The 16,066-nt window shown below is 74.5% G+C and carries 14 protein-coding genes and 1 pseudogene; 8 read left to right on the top strand and 7 right to left on the bottom strand.

Annotated features, from left to right (window positions below; genetic code table 11):
* Nucleotide 1: 1 nt before the first annotated feature.
* Nucleotides 2–1,360, bottom strand: a complete 1,359-nt coding sequence (locus tag AB0K17_RS18040) for a glutamine synthetase family protein (RefSeq protein WP_365983523.1) — start codon at nucleotides 1,358–1,360, stop codon at nucleotides 2–4.
* Between the two features lie 147 nt (nucleotides 1,361–1,507).
* Nucleotides 1,508–2,764 (bottom strand): serine hydrolase domain-containing protein, encoded by a 1,257-nt coding sequence (locus AB0K17_RS18035; protein WP_365965766.1) that lies wholly within the window; start codon nucleotides 2,762–2,764, stop codon nucleotides 1,508–1,510.
* A gap of 207 nt (nucleotides 2,765–2,971) precedes the next feature.
* Between AB0K17_RS18035 and AB0K17_RS18030 the strand changes: the two genes are divergently transcribed.
* The 3 genes from AB0K17_RS18030 to AB0K17_RS18020 all read left to right on the top strand — a co-directional run bounded on the left by AB0K17_RS18030 (nucleotide 2,972) and on the right by AB0K17_RS18020 (nucleotide 4,552).
* Nucleotides 2,972–3,340, top strand: a complete 369-nt coding sequence (locus tag AB0K17_RS18030; RefSeq protein ID WP_365965765.1) for a hypothetical protein — start codon at nucleotides 2,972–2,974, stop codon at nucleotides 3,338–3,340.
* 88 nt (nucleotides 3,341–3,428) lie between these two features.
* On the top strand, nucleotides 3,429–3,698 hold the full coding sequence (locus AB0K17_RS18025; RefSeq protein ID WP_365965764.1) for a hypothetical protein: 270 nt from the start codon (nucleotides 3,429–3,431) through the stop codon (nucleotides 3,696–3,698).
* A gap of 98 nt (nucleotides 3,699–3,796) precedes the next feature.
* Nucleotides 3,797–4,552, top strand: a complete 756-nt coding sequence (locus AB0K17_RS18020; protein ID WP_365965763.1) for an SDR family oxidoreductase — start codon at nucleotides 3,797–3,799, stop codon at nucleotides 4,550–4,552.
* Here the strand turns inward: AB0K17_RS18020 and AB0K17_RS18015 are convergent.
* A complete protein-coding gene (locus AB0K17_RS18015) occupies nucleotides 4,537–5,856 on the bottom strand; it encodes an NB-ARC domain-containing protein (protein ID WP_365983521.1) in 1,320 nt (439 codons plus the stop codon). The two genes, AB0K17_RS18020 and AB0K17_RS18015, sit on opposite strands and share 16 nt — an antisense overlap.
* 321 nt (nucleotides 5,857–6,177) lie before the next feature.
* Here AB0K17_RS18015 and AB0K17_RS18010 point away from each other — a divergent pair, with 321 nt between their 5' ends.
* A complete protein-coding gene (locus AB0K17_RS18010; RefSeq protein WP_365983520.1) occupies nucleotides 6,178–7,047 on the top strand; it encodes a hypothetical protein in 870 nt (289 codons plus the stop codon).
* A gap of 448 nt (nucleotides 7,048–7,495) precedes the next feature.
* Nucleotides 7,496–8,464, top strand: coding sequence for a polysaccharide deacetylase family protein (locus tag AB0K17_RS18005; protein ID WP_365983519.1), 969 nt, complete (start codon nucleotides 7,496–7,498; stop codon nucleotides 8,462–8,464).
* Between the two features lie 24 nt (nucleotides 8,465–8,488).
* Here AB0K17_RS18005 and AB0K17_RS18000 read toward each other — a convergent pair whose 3' ends face one another.
* The 4 genes from AB0K17_RS18000 to AB0K17_RS17985 all read right to left on the bottom strand — a co-directional run bounded on the left by AB0K17_RS18000 (nucleotide 8,489) and on the right by AB0K17_RS17985 (nucleotide 12,524).
* A complete protein-coding gene (locus tag AB0K17_RS18000; RefSeq protein ID WP_365983518.1) occupies nucleotides 8,489–9,721 on the bottom strand; it encodes a DUF1343 domain-containing protein in 1,233 nt (410 codons plus the stop codon).
* A 122-nt stretch (nucleotides 9,722–9,843) separates the two neighbouring features.
* A complete protein-coding gene (locus AB0K17_RS17995) occupies nucleotides 9,844–11,031 on the bottom strand; it encodes a cytochrome P450 (RefSeq protein WP_365983517.1) in 1,188 nt (395 codons plus the stop codon).
* Nucleotides 11,032–11,154: 123 nt separating this feature from the next.
* Nucleotides 11,155–11,799, bottom strand: a complete 645-nt coding sequence (locus tag AB0K17_RS17990; RefSeq protein WP_365983516.1) for a phosphatase PAP2 family protein — start codon at nucleotides 11,797–11,799, stop codon at nucleotides 11,155–11,157.
* Entirely contained in the window at nucleotides 11,796–12,524 is a 729-nt protein-coding gene (locus AB0K17_RS17985; protein WP_365983515.1) for a DedA family protein, read from the bottom strand. Before AB0K17_RS17985 ends, AB0K17_RS17990 begins: the two co-directional genes overlap by 4 nt.
* A gap of 300 nt (nucleotides 12,525–12,824) precedes the next feature.
* On the opposite strand from AB0K17_RS17985, the gene AB0K17_RS17980 reads away from it, so the two are divergent.
* From AB0K17_RS17980 to AB0K17_RS17970, 3 genes and pseudogenes are all read left to right on the top strand, one after another.
* On the top strand, nucleotides 12,825–13,139 hold the full coding sequence (locus AB0K17_RS17980) for an antibiotic biosynthesis monooxygenase (RefSeq protein WP_365965753.1): 315 nt from the start codon (nucleotides 12,825–12,827) through the stop codon (nucleotides 13,137–13,139).
* A gap of 375 nt (nucleotides 13,140–13,514) precedes the next feature.
* The gene (locus AB0K17_RS17975; protein WP_365965752.1) at nucleotides 13,515–14,534 is read left to right on the top strand and encodes a 2-oxoglutarate and iron-dependent oxygenase domain-containing protein; all 1,020 of its coding nucleotides are present in this window, start codon (nucleotides 13,515–13,517) and stop codon (nucleotides 14,532–14,534) included.
* Between the two features lie 167 nt (nucleotides 14,535–14,701).
* Nucleotides 14,702–16,028, top strand: a pseudogene (locus AB0K17_RS17970) (DUF692 domain-containing protein).
* Nucleotides 16,029–16,066: the final 38 nt, after the last annotated feature.

The raw sequence follows: 16,066 nt of genomic DNA, 5'->3' as shown, positions 1-16,066 counted from the left end.
CTCAGTACCGTCCCCGGGTGGCGGCGGCTACGGCCGCGGGGGAGGCACCCTCGTACAGCGCGGCCTCTCCTCTGCGGACGGCCACGATCGCCTCGAACAGCGGGTCGCCGAGCGCCGAGCGCAGCAGCGCCGAGCCGGCGAAGCGGTCGGTGGCCTCGGTCAGCGAGGTGGGCAGGCGCAGTTGGCCGCCCGTCGTGGCCGGGTCGCCGGCCACCGGCGGCGGCAGGGTGCGCCCCTGCTCGATGCCGGCCAGCCCTGCGGCGATGACCGCGCCGGTCACGAGATAGGGATTGGCGGCCGCGTCGAAGCACTTGACCTCGGCGTTGGCGCCCGAGGGGTCGTCCGGGGCGCCGGTGACGAAGCGCAGTGCGGCCTCCCGGTTCTCCAGGCCCCAGCACTGGAAGGCCCCCGCCCAGCGCGAGGGTTCCAGGCGCAGGTAGCTGGCGGGTGAGGGGGCGCCCAGGGCCAGCAGGGCCGGCAGCTCGTGGAGGACGCCCGCGAGGAACGCCTCGCACTCCCGGTGCATCGCGAACGGGCCGTCGCCGGCCCGGCACAGGTTCACCCCCTCCCGCCACAGGCTCAGGTGCAGGTGGGCGCCGTTGCCGACGCCGCCGGGCTCGACGACGGGCCCGAAGTAGGCGTCGAGGCCGTGGTCGGCGGAGACCGCGCGGATCGTCTCGCGCACGAGGACGACCAGGTCGGCCGCGTCCACCGGGTCGCTCGCGGCGACGGAGACCTCGAACTGCCCGGGCGTGTACTCGGGATGGATCTGCAGGGCCGTCACCTCCTGTGCGGCCAGGGCGGCGAGGACGTCCCGGAGGTAGCCGGACAGCTCCGTCACGCGCGCCATGCCGTACGCCGGTCCGGTCGCGGCCCAGCCGGGCCCGGGGCCGGGTGCTCCGGCGTGCGCGACGACCCACTCGGTCTCGAAGCCCATCCGCAGCTCCAGGCCCCGCTCGCCGGCGGCCCGCGTCATGCGGCGGGCGAACAGCCGCTGGCACGCGGCGTACGCCCCGCCGTGCTGCTCGTGGCGGTCGGCGGGCGCCCAGGCCCAGCCCGGGCGGGCGGCGAGCACCGTGAGCCGGTCGAGGTCGGGGAAGAGCCGCAGGTCGCCGTCGGGGCCGCCGATGTGGGGGCTGGTGACGGCGGAGTCGTCGGAGAGGAAGACGTCGAAGGTGGGCGAGGCCCCCACGCCCCGGCGGGCGGCGTGGCTCAGCCGGCCGGTCGGCACCGCCTTGACGCGCGTGATCCCGGCGTTGTCCACGAAGGTCAGGGCCACGGCGTGCACGCCCTGGGCGGTCAGCTGCGCCGCCGCCTGCCGGGCCGCCGACTCCGCCCGTTCCCGTTCCGGATCCGTCACGGTCCGCTCCTTCGCTGGGAAGACACCGCAGTGCGACGCTGCAGTGCGACGCCTCATTACATCTCAACACCGCACGCCCGGTGTGCGTTGCCGCGAACCGGCGGCGGCCGTGCGCCGCCGCCGGGATGCCGCCGGGATGCCGCAGGGTCAGCGCGGGGAGAGCAGCCGCTCGGGTGCCGGGCCGCTGCCCTTGCCGGCCGGCGGGCGGGTGCCGCAGTACTCGGACTCCAGGAGGGCCTGCAGGTCGACCGCCGCCCAGTCGCCGTTGACGTTGAAGGCGGCGGTGTGCCGGCCGTCGGGGGTGGCCGCGGCCAGGGAGACCGAGCCGTGGACGCCGCCGCTGTGGAACCACACGTCCTTTCCGCACGACAGGCGGGAGGTCTGGACGCCGAGTCCGTATCCGACGGACTTGTCGTCGTTCGCCGGCACGGTGGTCAGCAGTTCGCGCTGCCGGCGTTCGGGCAGCAGCTCGCCGCCGAGCAGGGCGCTGTAGAAGCGGTTGAGGTCGCCGGTGGTGGAGATGATCTCGCCGGCCGCCCACCCCCAGGTCATGTTGAGCTCGGTGACGTCGTAGGTGCGGCCCTCCGGATCGCCGAGCATTTTGCTGTAGGCGCGACCGGAGGGGTCGGGCATCCAGGGCGAGGTGCCGGGCAGGCTGGTCTGGCGCAGGCCCAGGGGGCGCAGGATGCGCCGCTCGATCTCGGAGGCGTAGGAGTGCCCCGTGACCTTCTCGACCACCATGCCGGCCAGGATGTAGTTGGTGTTGGAGTACTGCCACTTGCCCGGCTCGCCGGGTGAGAAGGACGGGGCGTGCCGCATGGCGGTCGCCACCAGCTGGGCCGGGGTGCGGGTCTGGTACCGGTGCGCGGTGAAGTCCTCGGTGAGCTCCTTCCGGAAGGCCGGATCATCCGTGTAGTTGTAGATGCCGCTGGTGTGGTTGAGCAGTTGGCGCAAGGTGATGCGGTTGCCGTCGTGGCCGTTGCCGTGGACGACGCCGGGCAGGTATTTCTCCACGGTGTCGTCGAGGTCGAGCCGGCCCTCGTCCTCCAGCTGCAGCAGCACCACCGAGGTGAACACCTTGCTGATGCTGCCGATGCGGAAGTGGTCCCGCTCCTGGCGCTTGCGGCCGGAGGTGAGGTCGGCGACGCCCGCGGAGGCGTTCCAGGCGAGGGTCCGGCCGCCGGTGCGTTCCCGGGTGCCGCCGAGGACGCCGGGCAGCCCGGCTCTGACGTGCTCCTCCATCACGGCGCGGGTCGCGGCGTGCCGGTCCTGTGCGTGGGCCGGGGCGGCCGTCGCGGTGGTGGTCAGGGTCGTCGTGGTCAGGGTGGTGGCGGTCAGTGCGGCGGTCACGGCGACGCCCAGCAGCGTCCGGCGCGGTGTTCTTGCGGGCGTGGGTGCGGTCATGAGTGCCTGCCCCTCGGTCGGAAGCGTTCCTGATCGCCTCCGAGGACCGCGGGTGGGGCGCGCACCGTTGAGCGGAGCCGGCCGGGAGGAGCGACTTCCGGCCAGAGGCCGATCGTGTCGATCAGTCAGGAAATATCACTTGTATCCGGCTAATCTCACCCGATCGACGGAATGCCCCGAAAGTGCTGCCGCATCTACCCTTTCACCATGCCGATGTGGGGTCGCGCCGCAGTCCTGCCGCCCGTGGTGCGGGCAGTGGTCGCCGTGCTGACCTCCGTGCTGCTGGTGCTGTCGGGCTCGGTGTCCGCCGGCGCGGAGCCCGTCCCCGTCCGCGCGGGGGCGCCCGTCTCCGCGCTGGTGGAGGACGACTCCTCCGACGAGTGCGTCACCTGTACGACCGAACAGCGCGTACCGCGCCCGGGGAGGGTCGGGCGGCCGGCGGGCAGGCACACCTGCCCGCCGGCCTTCGTGCCCGCCGCCGGGGCGGCCGGGGGGCTCCCCGGCCCGCGGGCGCCGGCCCGCCCCGGTGACGCCGTCGCCACCGGGCACGCGCACCACTCCGTCCTGCGCTGCTGAGCACGTCCACGCCCCGTCCCCTCCTTTCAGGGGGGCGGGGTGTCGCCGTGTTCCGGCTGTTCCGCAGGTACGACCCAGGAGTGACGTCATGCGCATCGATGCTGCGCGCGCACTCGGCGCCTACGTGCGCGCCGAGGCCTACCGTTCCGTCCGCCCCACGCCCGAGCCGGAGCCGGCTCCCGTCGTGGTGGAGGAGTCCGTCGAGGAAATCGCCGAGGAGATCGCCCAGGGGTTCGGTGCGGGGCGCGCCGGCGGGCGGCTTGCGGGGGAGCGTCCCTGCGGGCCCGCCGCCCGCGCCCGGCTGATCGCCCGGCTGCTGTTCCCGCGCCGCCACGAGGAGGGGCCGGCACAGGGCTGACCAAGGGCCCCCGCCGGCGGGGGTGCCGACGTGCGAGGCATGCCGTACCACCATAAATTGGTCGTGCCCTGCCGTCAGCCCTCGCCGAGGAGGGGCGCATGCCCAGCCACACGCTCAAGGACAAGGTCGTCGTGATCGGGGGCGCTTCGAGGAACCTCGGAGGCCTGATCGCGAAGGAGGTCGCCGCGGACGGCGCAAAGGTGGTCGTCCACTACAACAGCCCGTCCTCCAAGGAGGGGGCCCAGCAGACCGCCGAGGCGGTCAGGGCGGCCGGCAGCGAGGCGGTGGTGCACGAGGCCGACCTCAGCCGGCCGTCGGAGGTCGAGGGTCTGTTCGAGGTCGCGGTGGGTGCCTTCGGCCGGGTCGACTGCCTGGTGAACACGGCCGGCATGGTGATCAAGAAGCCGATGACCCAGGTCACCGAGGACGAGTACGACAAGATGTTCGCGGTGAACTCCAAGGCGGCCTTCTTCACGATGCAGGAGGCCGCCCGCCGCATCGAGGACGGCGGGAAGATCGTCACGATCGTCACCTCGCTGCTCGCCGCCTACACGGGGCTGTACTCGGTCTACGCCGGCAGCAAGGCGCCGGTCGAGCACTTCACCCGGGCGCTGTCGAAGGAGTTGTTCGGCCGGAACATCTCGGTGAACAACATCGCCCCCGGCCCCATGGACACCTCGTTCTTCTACCCGGCCGAGACCGACGACTCCATCGCGTACCACAAGTCCTCGTCCATGAACGGCGAACTGACCAAGATCGAGGACATCGTGCCGTACGTGAAGTTCCTGCTGACCGACGGCTGGTGGCTCAACGGCCAGACGCTGTTCGTCAACGGCGGCTACACCACCCGCTGACCCTCCAGCGCGAACAGCCGCACCAGCGCAGGAAGGCGGTAGCGCGTCCTGCCCTCCGTCTCCGTCACCTCCAGCAGGTGACAGTCCAGCAGGTCGCCGAGGATCCGGTGCACCCGGGGCGCCCCGCAGCCCAGCAGCGCGGCCGCCCCCTGCAGCCCGAAGACGGTCCCGCCGTCCGCCGCCAGCCGCAGCAGGGCCCACTGGGTCTGGTCGTCGAGCAGGGCGAAGGCCGCCGCCACGGACGCCCGCACCGACAGATCCCCCGCGCTCAGCTCGCGCAGCCGGGTCCGCGGCTCGCCCAGCACCTCCTCGGCGAGGGTGCCCAGCGTCCAGTGCGGCCGGGCCCGCAGCCGGCAACCGGCCACGCGCAGCGCCAGCGGCAGCCGGCCGCACAGCTCGGCCACCCGCGCGGCCTCCCGGGGCGCCCGGCCCACCCGCTCCGCCCCCACCGTCCGGGCCAGGAAGGCGAGCGCCTCCCCGGTCGTGAAGGCGCCCACCTCGACGTGCCGGGCGCCGGGCAGCGCCGCGAGCCGCCGCCGGCCGGTGGCGAGCACGGCCGAACCGCCGAGCGCCGGGCACACGCAGCGGATCTGGCCCTCGCCGACGGCGTCGTCGAGAACGATGAGCACGCGCCTGCGCGCGAGGACGGCGCGCAGGCGCGCGCTCGCCTCCTCCGGCGAGTCGTACGCCCCCGCCGGGGCGCCCAGCGACCGCAGGACCCGGCGCACGACCTCGTCGGGCCGCGGCGCCGGGCGGCCGGCGGGCGCCAGGTCGACGTGGACCTGCCCGTCGGGGAAGGCGCCGCGGCAGCGGTGGGCGGCGTGGACCGCCAGCGCGGTCCTGCCCGCCCCGGGGTGCCCGGTGATGAGCACCAGCCGCTGCGGCGGGCCCAGCGGCGGGCACAAGGCCTCCCGCACCTCGCGCAGTTCGGCGCTGCGGCCCGTGAAGTCCGCGACGTCGGGTGGCAGCTCGCGCGGAATGCCGTCGTCCGGCGGCCGTGGGTGCGACAGCACCGGCCGCTCGGGACCGGGACCGGGTCCGGGGGAGAGCCGGGCCATGACGGCCGCCTCCAGCAGCCGCCGGGCGCCGTCCCGTACGCCCGCCACCTGCTGACGCTGCGTCAGGGCACTCGTCAGGAGCTCGACCGACTTGCGCTGGGGGCTCGCCGTGCGACCGCGCTCCAGATCGCTGATGGCCCGCACACTCAGCGTCGAGGCGCGGGCGAGCTCCTCCTGCGTCATCCCCGCCGAGAGCCGGCAGCGGCGCAGCAGCGCACCGAAGGCGACCTCCTGGGAACCGTCCACCCCACCCATTCCCCCTCGCGCCGGCAGCCTCCCCCGCGACCGGCCCCTTCCAGCGTAAGGTGCCCACCGACACGGTCAAGATGCCTCCTACCGCCCGCTATGCAGGCAATACGGTGAGACGGTGCGAACCCGGCGCCGGAGCACACGGCGCCATGCGCCCGGCGGACGCGCGCACACCACCCGCCCCACGAACCGGAAGCCGACCGGCAGTTGGCCGACAGAAGCCCGGCGAACGCGTTGCGGCCCCCGCCCGCCCCGGACCACGATGCGCCCCAGGGCGCCGCGGGCCCGCCGCGGCATCCCGCACCCGGAAGGTGGTCGATGGAACGGCAACGCACCGCCCGGCCCGGGCCGCGCTACGTCAAGGGCCACTGCTGCGGCGACGGCTTCCTCCTCCTGCTCGACCCCGGCGACCGGATCCCGCTGTCCGAGGACGCCGTGCGCCGCGTGTGCGACCCGCACGCCGGGCTGGGCGGCGACGGGCTGGTGCGGCTGGTGGAGACTGCGGGCGGCGGCTGTCACCGCAGGCCGCGCACCGCCTGGTTCCTCGACTGCCGCGAGCCCGACGGCTCGCACACCCTCCTGTGCGGACCCGCCGCCGGCTTCGCCGCCCGCTACCTCGCCGAGGCCGGCCTCGCCCCCGCGGGCCCGGTGGGTTTCGCCACCCCCGTCGGCGACCAGCGCGCCACCGTCGACGACAAGGGCCGCGCCACCGTCGCACTGCCCCGCCCCCGGGTGCTGGGCACCGCATCGGTGACCGCCGAGGACCGCACCCATGCGGCCACGACGGTCTCGCTCGGCAGCCTGCACCTCGTCAGCGTCGTCGACACCCCCGTCTCCTACCTCGACCTGACGAAGGAACCGCGCACCGACTCCGCCGCCTTCCCCCGCACCGCAGGCGTCATCCGCCCCGCCCCCGACCTCGTCTTCGTCAACGTGCTGCCCCGCGGAAGCCTGCGCGTACGCGCCTACCGGCCCGGCACCGGCGAGGTACGCACCGGCGGCACGGTCGCCTGCGCGGCGGCCGCCGCCGTCCAGCACGCCGCCGGCGGCTGGGACACCACCGTCGTCGAGAACCCCGCCGGAGCCCTGACCGTCACCCTCGCCGCCGGCGCCCCCGCACTCCTGACCGGCCCCACCGCGATCAGCGCCGAAGGCGTCCTCGACACCCGCTGGCTGGCAGCCGCCTGAGCGCACCGGCGCCCCGTCAGGGGCGCGGGGCAGCGTTCGATCTGCGGCTGCCGCCGCGTGGGCGCGACAAGCCACGACGTGCCCGCAGACGGGGTGCCATGCCGCGCCCGGATCCCGGGGTGGCGCGTTCGACTGCGGGCCGTCGGTGGCCGATCGCGCAGTTCCCCGCGCCCCTGACGGGGCGCCGTCGCGGCCCCGGCCGCGCGTGGCGTCACCTCTTCGTCCGACGGCCGCTTGGCCTACGGCCCCGGCGCGCCCCGCAACGCCGTGACCGCCGCGGCCGCCGCGCGCGGCGCCACCCGGGCGGGCGACGTGCCCCGGCGTCCGCGGTTGCGCGAGTGCGCACCTGCCCCGAGGGTTGGTGTCAAGATCATCGAACCGGTGTCGTGCCGGGGTGAGGTGAGGGACCGTGCCGTGCCGGCGGTCCGTCACCCGTGAGGAGTCGTGCATGTCCGGATACGCAGAGGTCTTCCGGCGTGGCCGGGGGCGCCACCGGCGGCGCAGGCGGATTCCGCTGAAGACCGTCGCGGTGCTCTCCGCGCTGGTGACCTGCTCCGCATTCGCGGTGACCCGGATGGAGGACGACCCCCTGGACTGCGCGCCCCGTCGCGGCGCCGACGGGCGCCCGGCACGCCTGCCCGTCGAGTGCCGGGGCGCGGGCGCAGCCCTGCGGGCGGGCGCGCCGGCGGGCAAGGCGCCGGGCCGCGCCGGCGGCGAGGGCGGGGACGGGGTGCCGCACGACGGCGACGGCGGCCGCCCCGGCCGGGCGTCCGCGCCGCCGGAGGCCGAGGGCGGCTACGACCGCGAGCGGTGCGGCAACACCTCCGGGCGCCTGCTGCTGTCCCTGGACGACTGGGCGTACAGCGACCCGGAGCGCTCGGTGCGCATCGGCGCCCAGCTGCAGGCCCAGGGCGTCCGGGCGGCGTTCTTCCTCATCGGCAAGTTCGCCGCGCAGTACCCGAACATCACCGCCACCCTGCGACAGCAGGGCCACTGGGTGGGCAACCACTCCTTCACCCACAAGCAGCTCACGGCCCTCGACGACCAGGAGCTGCACGACGAGATCCGCAGCGGCGTCAATGGGAACCTGCTGCGGCCCCCCTACGGGGATGCCGGCGAGCGCGAGCGCGACGTGGCCGCGGACCTGGGCTATCGCATCTGCAACTGGACCATCGACACGCACGACTGGGAGAAGGGCGACGGTCCGGGCGGGCTGCGCAGCGCCGAGGCCGTCCGGGCGAGCGTGCGCGACGCCTCGCAGGAGGAGAAGCGCAACGGCGTGATCCTCGGCCACTTGTTCAGCAACTTCCCCGCCGCGCTCAACGACATCATCGCCGACCTGCATGCCCAGGGGTACCAGCTGTGCCGCAACACCGGCCCCGTCACGGAGAACGTCCCGCACCCGCTGCCCTGCTGATCCGCCCGCTGCCGGGTGCGGCGCTCACGCATAGCGCAAGTACTTCTCCCGTACGGTCCGGAACGCCGCGAGCTCCGAGCGCCAGGCGCCGACGACCTCGTCCGTGTCCGCCCCCGCGTCGATCATGGTGCGCAGCCGTGCGGACCCCGAGAGCTTGTCGATGAAGTGGTCCGGTCGCCAGGCGAACCCGCGCCACGTGCGCTTGGCGGTCACCAGCAGGGCAACGGCCGTGCGCAGGGGGTCGTAGGCGGCGCGGTCGTGGACGTGCAGGTGCACGCCGCCCATCGTCCTGCCCTGGAAGGGGCCGAAGGTGGGGACGAAGTACGCCTCGCGGAAGTGCACGCCGGGCAGGCGGGCGGCATTGGCCGCCTTGGCCCAGCGCCCGTCCAGTCCCTCCGCGCCCAGCATTTCGAACGGCCGCACCGTACCGCGCCCCTCGGACATGGTGGTGCCCTCGAACAAGCCGGTGCCGCAGTAGACCAGGGCGGTGTCCGGGGTGGCCATGTTGGGGCTGGGCGGCACCCACGGCAGCCCGGTGGCGTCGAAGAAGTCCGCGCGCCGCCAGCCGGTCATCTCCACGACGGTCAGCTCCGCCCTGCGGCCGGCGACGGCGGGTACGAATTCGCCGTTGTACAGCAGCGCGAGCTCGCCGACGGTCATGCCGTGCGCCTGGGCGATGGGTGCCCGGCCGACGAAGGTGGCCCACCGGGGGTCGAGGACGGGCCCGAGGGCGTGCCGGCCCGAGACGGGGTTGGGCCGGTCCAGCACGACGAAGCGCTTGCCGGCCGCGGCGGCCGCGGCCAGGCAGTCGTAGAGCGTCCAGATGCACGTGTAGTAGCGGGCGCCGCAGTCCTGGCTGTCGTAGACGAGGGTGTCCACCCCCGCCCGCTCGAACAGCTCGACCAGTGGCCGCCCGCTCTTGCGATAGGTGTCGTACACCGGAAGCCCCGTCGCCGCGTCCCTGGTGTCGCCCTCGGACAGGCCGGCCTGCGGGGTGCCGCGGTAGCCGTGCTCGCCGCCGAGGACGGCGACCGTACGCACCCTGCGGTCGGCGTGCATGACGTCGACGATGCCGCGCGCGTCCCAGGTGATGCCGCTCTGGTTGGTGATGACGCCGATGCGCTGTCCGGCGAGCAGCCGGTACCCCTCGGCGGCCAGCCGCTCGAAACCGGTGCGGACCCGGCCCGCGCGGCGCGGGGCCGCACCGGCCGGGCCCCGGACCGCCGCTCCCCACGCGGCGGCGGTTCCGGTGGTCACCAGGGCCCGTCGGGATACCGTCGGCCTATAGGGCGTCACATGGCGCAAACTAGCCCATCGGTGCGGCCACGGCGGGCATCCCACGCGGCGGGGCACGCGCCGCTCACTCCCGGGCCGGTGCGTCAGTACCGCACCGGCAGGGCCCGCAGGCCCCGCAGGGCCAGGCTCGGCCGCCACTGCAGGTCCGCCGGGTCGGCGTCCAGGGCCAGACCGGGCAGGAGCCGCAGCAGCGTCTCCACCGCGACGGCCGCCTCCAGGCGGGCCAACGGCGCGCCCAGGCAGTGATGGACGCCGTGGCCGAAGGCGAGGTGGCCGCGCGCGTCGCGGTGGAGGTCGAAACGGTCGGGTTCGGGGAAGCGGTGCGGGTCGCGGGCCGCGGCGGACAGGACGACGATCACCGCCTGCCGGGCGGGTACGAGGGTGCCGCCGATCTCGACGGGTTCCTTCGTGTAGCGGTACGCGGCCCGCTCCACCGGCGAGTCGTGCCGCAGGGTCTCCTCGACGGCTGCCGCCGTCAGGCCGGGGTCGGCGCGCAGCGCGGCGCTGCGCCCGGGGTCCTGCAGCAGGTTGAGGAGCGTGCTGGAGATCAGGTTGACCGTCGTCTCGTGCCCCGCGACGAGCAGGAGGAAGGCCATGCCCAGCAGTTCGGCGGACGAGAGGCGGTCGCCGTCGTCGTCGGCCGTGCGTATCAGGGCGCTGAGCAGGTCGTCCTCGGGGCCGGTGCGCTTGGCCTCGATGAGCCGGGCGAGGTGGTCGGTCATGGCCCCGGCGGCCGCGGTGGCCGCCGCCTCGCTCGTGGGCTGCACCATCTCGTCGGACCAGGCACGGAAGTCGGCGCGGTCGGCCGGGGGCACGCCGAGCAGGTGGCAGATGACGGTCAGCGGCAGCGGCAGCGCGAAGGACTCGACCAGGTCGGCGCGGCCGCCGGACGGCAGGTCGGCCACGAGCCGTTCGGCCAGGCGGGCGATCCACGGGCGGAGGGCTTCCATGCGCTGCGCCGTGAACTCCCGTGCCACCAGGCGGCGCAGCCGCGTGTGGTCCGGCGGGTCGGTCTGGAGCATGTTCGCACCGATGGCGTAGCCGCCGTCCCCGCTCCAGCCGGGGGAGTGGCGCAGGTCGCAGCTCAGCCGGGGGTCGGCGAGCGCTGCTCTGGCCTCGTCGTGGCCGACGACGAGCCAGGCGTCGCGTTCGTCGGGGGTGCGCACGCGGTGGACGGGCCCTTGGGCGCGCAGGTGGGCGTAGAGCGGGTGGCGGTCGGCGGCGAGGTCCGTACCGGGGTACGTGAGGTCGCCGAGGGCAGGTGCGGGCATGCGGGATCCCTTTCTGCGGCCGGATGACCGGAAGTCAAGCGGGGGGTGATCCCCGTTTTCTCGGTCCGAGCCTACAGTAATCGGGGGATGTTCCCCGATTCGGGTTCGTGAGCGCCCTGCGGCTCAGGCCGGGGCCACCAGCAACGGCCGCAGCCGGCCCTTGCGGGCCCGCTCCACCCAGCGCGCCCCGTGCGTCGCGAGCGCCGTGAGAGGGACGGCGAGGGCGATGCCCACCAGGGCGCCGGCGGCGACGTCGTGCGGGTAGTGCACCCCGATCCACACGCGGGAGGCCGCCATCGCGACCGCGGCCAGCACGGCCACCGCGCCCACCCTGCGGTCGACCAGCCACAGCGCGCCCGCCGCCGCGAAGGCGACCACCGCGTGGTTGCTGGGGAAGGACCAGTCGTCCCGCGGCGGGCACGCCGCGAGCGTGAAGCTGCCGGGGATCGAACGGCAGGGCCGCTCCTCGCGCACCACCGACTTGAGCAGCAGGTCCACGCCGTAGACCGCCACCACGACCAGCGGGACGGCCAGCGCCCGGGCCATCATCGGCGAGTCCGAGCGCCGGGCCCGCCACCAGGCGACGAGCATCAGCGCGGCGAACAGCGCCAGCCCGAACGCCGACCACGTGCAGACCGTGTCGTTCAGCAGCCACGGCGCGTGCTGGGCGTCGTGCGTGATGTCCGTGTAGAGCCCGCCGTCGATGCCCGAGCCGTCGAACCCGGGGGAGGGTGCGGGGCGCGGTCCGGGGCTCGTGAGCGCCGTCAACGGGCCCCCTCGGGATCCGAGGGAACCTCGGGAGTCCGGTCGGAGTGGGGCGGGCGTGCCGCGGCCTCACTGGACCGGGCGGCGGTGGCCCGGCGCCTGCCGCGCAGCACTTCCAGAGCCACCGGCAGCAGCGACACCGCCACCACCAGGCCCACCAGCGGCAGCAGATAGCGGTCGATGTCGGGGATGGCCGACCCCAGGGCGTATCCGGCCAGCGTCAGCCCCACCGTCCACACCAGCCCCCCGGCCACCTGCCACAGTGCGAAGACGCGCGCCGGGACGCCGAGCGCCCCCGCGAGCGGGTTGAGCACCGTGCGCACCACCGGTACGAAGCGGGCCAGGACGATCGCCCGCGCGTGCCCGTAGCGGCCGAGCAACTCCTCGGCCCGGGCGGCGCCTTCCAGCAACCGCCGGTTGCGCGAGCGCGCCAGCAGGGCGCGGCCGCCGCGCGCCCCCAGGACGTACCCGCACTGCGCGCCCAGCAGGGCGCCGGTCACGGCGGCGGTCAGCACGGGCAGGAGGTCCAGATGCGGTCCGGTATGGGCTCCGGAGCGGCACAGCAGCCCCGCGGTGAACAGCAACGAGTCGCCGGGCAGCAGGAAGCCGACGAGCAGACCGGTCTCCGCGAACAGCACGACGGCGATGCCGAGCGTGCCGAAGGCCGTCAGCAACGAGGACGCGTCCAGGACGTTGACGGCCAGTGTGGGGGCGGATGCTACGAGCACGAGTGCGAGGCCTCCCTGATCGAGGGGCGGCGGACGGCCGGCCCGGTGGACCGCCGCTCGGTCCGGACGGCTGTTCGGTCCGGACGGTCATCCGGGTCGGTGCCGGGCGGGCCGGTACGGGAACCGGCCGGCCCGGCGCCGTTCCGCCCGCCCGGACCTACACAATCCCCCTGCCCCGGGACCCGTACACCCGGAGCGGGGGAATTCCGTCGCAGGCGCCGGTGCGGACCGGGTACGCCGTGCGCCGGAAGGGCCAAGGGCCCGCCGATGTCCGCTAGTCTCCGCGGCAGGAGGGTGCACGTGACCGTCGAATACATCCGTTACCGCATCGCCGACCCCGAGCGCCGCGCCGCCTTCGAGAAGGCCTACGCCGCGGCGGCCCCGCACCTGTACGCCGCTCCCCAGTGCCTGGGGTACGAACTCTCGCGCGGGGTCGAGGAGCCGGAGCACTACGTCCTGCGCATCGAGTGGTCCTCCGTCGAGGACCACGAACACGGATTCCGCCGCGGCCCCCACTTCCCGCCGTTCTTCGCCCACGTCGGCCCGTACGCGCGGGACGTCGAGGAGATGCGGCACTACGAGCGGACGCTGCTGGTCGACAAGCACCGAAGGTGAACGGGCGACGGGTGAACGCCCAGCGGTTTTGTGAACGGCGTGTGACGCGTACCACGCCGCCGACATCTGGCCGTTCCTTTGAGAACGTATAAGCTGGCGTTATGAACATGCTCGTCAAGCGCCGCCACGTGGACTTCGCCCGCGTCACGAGCACGTCCTGTCGCCGCTGCGGCTGACACCTCACGCCTGAGCCCGTCCCGTACCCGGGACCCGCGGCCGCGTGTTCCCCTCCGGGCGATCTCTTGGTGCGCCTGGTCGTCTCATCCTGCCTTCCACCCCTCCCCGGCCCCGCTCCGTCCGCACACCCTGCGGCTGTTCGGCGGGCCGTCCGGCCACCCGCCGGGCGTGACCGGGCTCTCACGCAGTGGACCTACCATGATCAATGAGCTTCCCGTCCTCGACCTCTCCGCCGCCTCCGCCGGCCCCGACGCCCGCGCCCGCTTCCGCGAGGCCCTGCACGCCGCCGCGCGCGACGTGGGCTTCTTCCAGCTCACCGGCCACGGCATCACCGCCGAGGAGACCGCGGAGCTGATGCGCGTCATGCGGGCGTTCTTCGCCCTGCCCGAAGCCGATCGGCTCGCCATCAGCAACCTCAACTCCCCCCACTTCCGCGGCTACACGCGCATCGGCGACGAGCGCACGGGTGGCAGCCAGGACTGGCGCGACCAGCTCGACATCGGCGCCGAGCGCGAGCCGCACGTCCCCGGCCCCGGCGAGCCCGGCTACTGGTGGCTGGACGGCCCCAACCAGTGGCCCGCCGCCCTCCCCGAGCTGCGCACCACCGCCCTCGCCTGGGTCGAGCGGCTCGGCGACGTCGCCCGGCGCCTGCTGCACGAGCTGCTGGCCTCCATCGGCGCGCCGGAGGACTTCTACGACGACGCCTTCGCCGACCGCCCCCACCTGCACCTGAAGCTCGTGCGCTACCCCGGCACCGCCCCCGACGGCGCGGGCCAGGGCGTGGGCTGGCACAAGGACTACGGCTTCCTGACCCTGCTGCTGCAGGACCAGGTCGGCGGCCTGCAGGTCGACCGCGGCGACGGCACGCCCATCGACGTGCCCCCGCTGCCCGGCGCCTTCGTGATCAACCTCGGCGAACTGCTGGAGGTCGCCACCAACGGCTACCTCAAGGCCACCAACCACCGGGTCATCAGCCCGGCCGGCAGCCGCGAGCGGTTCTCCGTGCCCTTCTTCTTCAACCCCCGGCTCGACGCCCGCATCGCGCCGCTGCCCTTCGCCCACGCCGACCGGGCCCCGGGCGTCACCCAGGACACGACCAACCCGCTGTTCGCCGAGTACGGCCGCAACGAGATCAAGGGCTGGCTGCGCGCCCACCCCGAGGTGGCCCGGCGCCACCACGCCGCACTGTTGGAGGAGACCTCCGTGGCAGCGGCCTGAGCCCCGCGCCGTCCGGCCCGCAGCGGGCCGGACGGCACCATCGCCAAGATCACACCCCGCCCGGTTCTTTCCTCGTCGATCAAGGGTTTACCAGGCCCACGCAGGGAATCACCCTCGCAACACGGTGCCCAGGGCGCCACGGGGGAACGTACGGGGGGTCCACGGCGATGAACGCCACACAGAACGCGACACGCACACGCGACGCAGCACGGAAGACGGCATCGCACGCCGTCCTGGGAACGGGCATCGGCTGGCGGCCGGAGATCGCCGGAGCCGTCGAACGGCTGCCCGGCCTGGACTGGGTCGAGGTCGTGGCGGAGAACCTCTGCCCCGGCCACCTGCCCGAGGAGCTGCGCCGCCTGCGCGAGCGCGGCACGCCCGTCGTCCCGCACGGCGTCGGCCTCGGCCTCGGCGGCGCCGAGCGGCCCGACCTCGGCCGTCTCGTCGCCCTCGCCGAGCTGGCCGAGGCGCTGCAGGCACCCCTGGTCAGCGAGCACATCGCCTTCGTCCGGGCCGGCGGCGGCCACAGCGGCCGGCCCCTCATGGAGGCCGGGCACCTGCTGCCCGTGCCCCGCACCCGCGACGCCCTCGACGTCCTGTGCGCCAACGTGCGCGCCGCCCAGGCCGTCCTGCCCGTACCGCTCGCCCTGGAGAACATCGCGGCGTTCCTCGCCTGGCCCGGCGAGGAGCTCACCGAGGCGCAGTTCCTCACCGAGCTCGTCGAGCGCACCGGCGTACGGCTCCTCGTCGACGTCGCCAACCTCCACACCAACCACGTCAACCGCGGCGAGGACCCGGCCGCCGTCCTCGACGGCCTGCCCCTGGAGGCCATCGCCTACGTGCACGTGGCCGGCGGGTTCGAGCGCGACGGCCTGTGGCACGACAGCCACGCCCACCCCGTCGGCGAACCCGTCCTCGCCGTGCTCGCCGAGCTCTGCGACCGGATCGCGCCGCCCGGGGTCCTCCTCGAACGCGACGACCTCTTCCCCGAAGAGGCCGAACTGGCCGCGGAACTCGACGCCGTCCGCGCTGTCGTGGCGGACGCCCGTGTCCGCGCCTGAGCACACGGCGGGCACCGAGGCCGCCCGCCGGCGGCTCGCCCACGCCCAGCACGCCCTGCTGTCCGCCCTCGTCGCCGGCGGCCCGCCGCCCGAGGGCTTCGACGAGCGGCGGCTGACCGCCCAGCGCCGCGCCCTGCTGGCCAAACGCGTCTCCGTCGTCGGCAAGGTGGCCCCCGAACTAGCCGAAATCCTGGGTGCCGACTTCCGCGACCTGTTCCTCACCTACGCCCGCAACCGTCCCATGACCGGCGGCTACCGCAAGGATGCGCTGAACTTCGCCCACTACCTGCTGCTGCGAGGCGCCGTCCCCGATCCGGAGCGCCGACGACGGCTGGCCGCGTGGGCCGACGGGCACCGCACCCCCGCGCAGCCGGCCCGCGGGCCGCTGCGCCGCCTCGCCGCGGCCCTGCGCCGCCGGTACACCGCGCACTGACGCGCCGATCACCTGCCGATCGAAAGGCATCCGACACC

Origin of the sequence: Streptomyces sp. NPDC049585, from assembly GCF_040675615.1 — a bacterium.
Lineage (GTDB): Bacteria > Actinomycetota > Actinomycetes > Streptomycetales > Streptomycetaceae > Streptomyces > Streptomyces luteosporeus.
The sequence above is the reverse complement of the archived record's forward strand: the minus strand, read 5'-3'. Positions and strand labels throughout refer to the sequence as shown.

Coding starts and splice junctions, on each gene's coding strand:
- AB0K17_RS18035 (WP_365965766.1), bottom strand. CDS start 2,764: ATGACCGCACCCACGCCCGCAAGAACACCGCGCCGGACGCTGCTGGGC.
- AB0K17_RS18030 (WP_365965765.1), top strand. CDS start 2,972: ATGCCGATGTGGGGTCGCGCCGCAGTCCTGCCGCCCGTGGTGCGGGCA.
- AB0K17_RS18025 (WP_365965764.1), top strand. CDS start 3,429: ATGCGCATCGATGCTGCGCGCGCACTCGGCGCCTACGTGCGCGCCGAG.
- AB0K17_RS18020 (WP_365965763.1), top strand. CDS start 3,797: ATGCCCAGCCACACGCTCAAGGACAAGGTCGTCGTGATCGGGGGCGCT.
- AB0K17_RS18010 (WP_365983520.1), top strand. CDS start 6,178: ATGGAACGGCAACGCACCGCCCGGCCCGGGCCGCGCTACGTCAAGGGC.
- AB0K17_RS18005 (WP_365983519.1), top strand. CDS start 7,496: ATGTCCGGATACGCAGAGGTCTTCCGGCGTGGCCGGGGGCGCCACCGG.
- AB0K17_RS17995 (WP_365983517.1), bottom strand. CDS start 11,031: ATGCCCGCACCTGCCCTCGGCGACCTCACGTACCCCGGTACGGACCTC.
- AB0K17_RS17975 (WP_365965752.1), top strand. CDS start 13,515: ATGATCAATGAGCTTCCCGTCCTCGACCTCTCCGCCGCCTCCGCCGGC.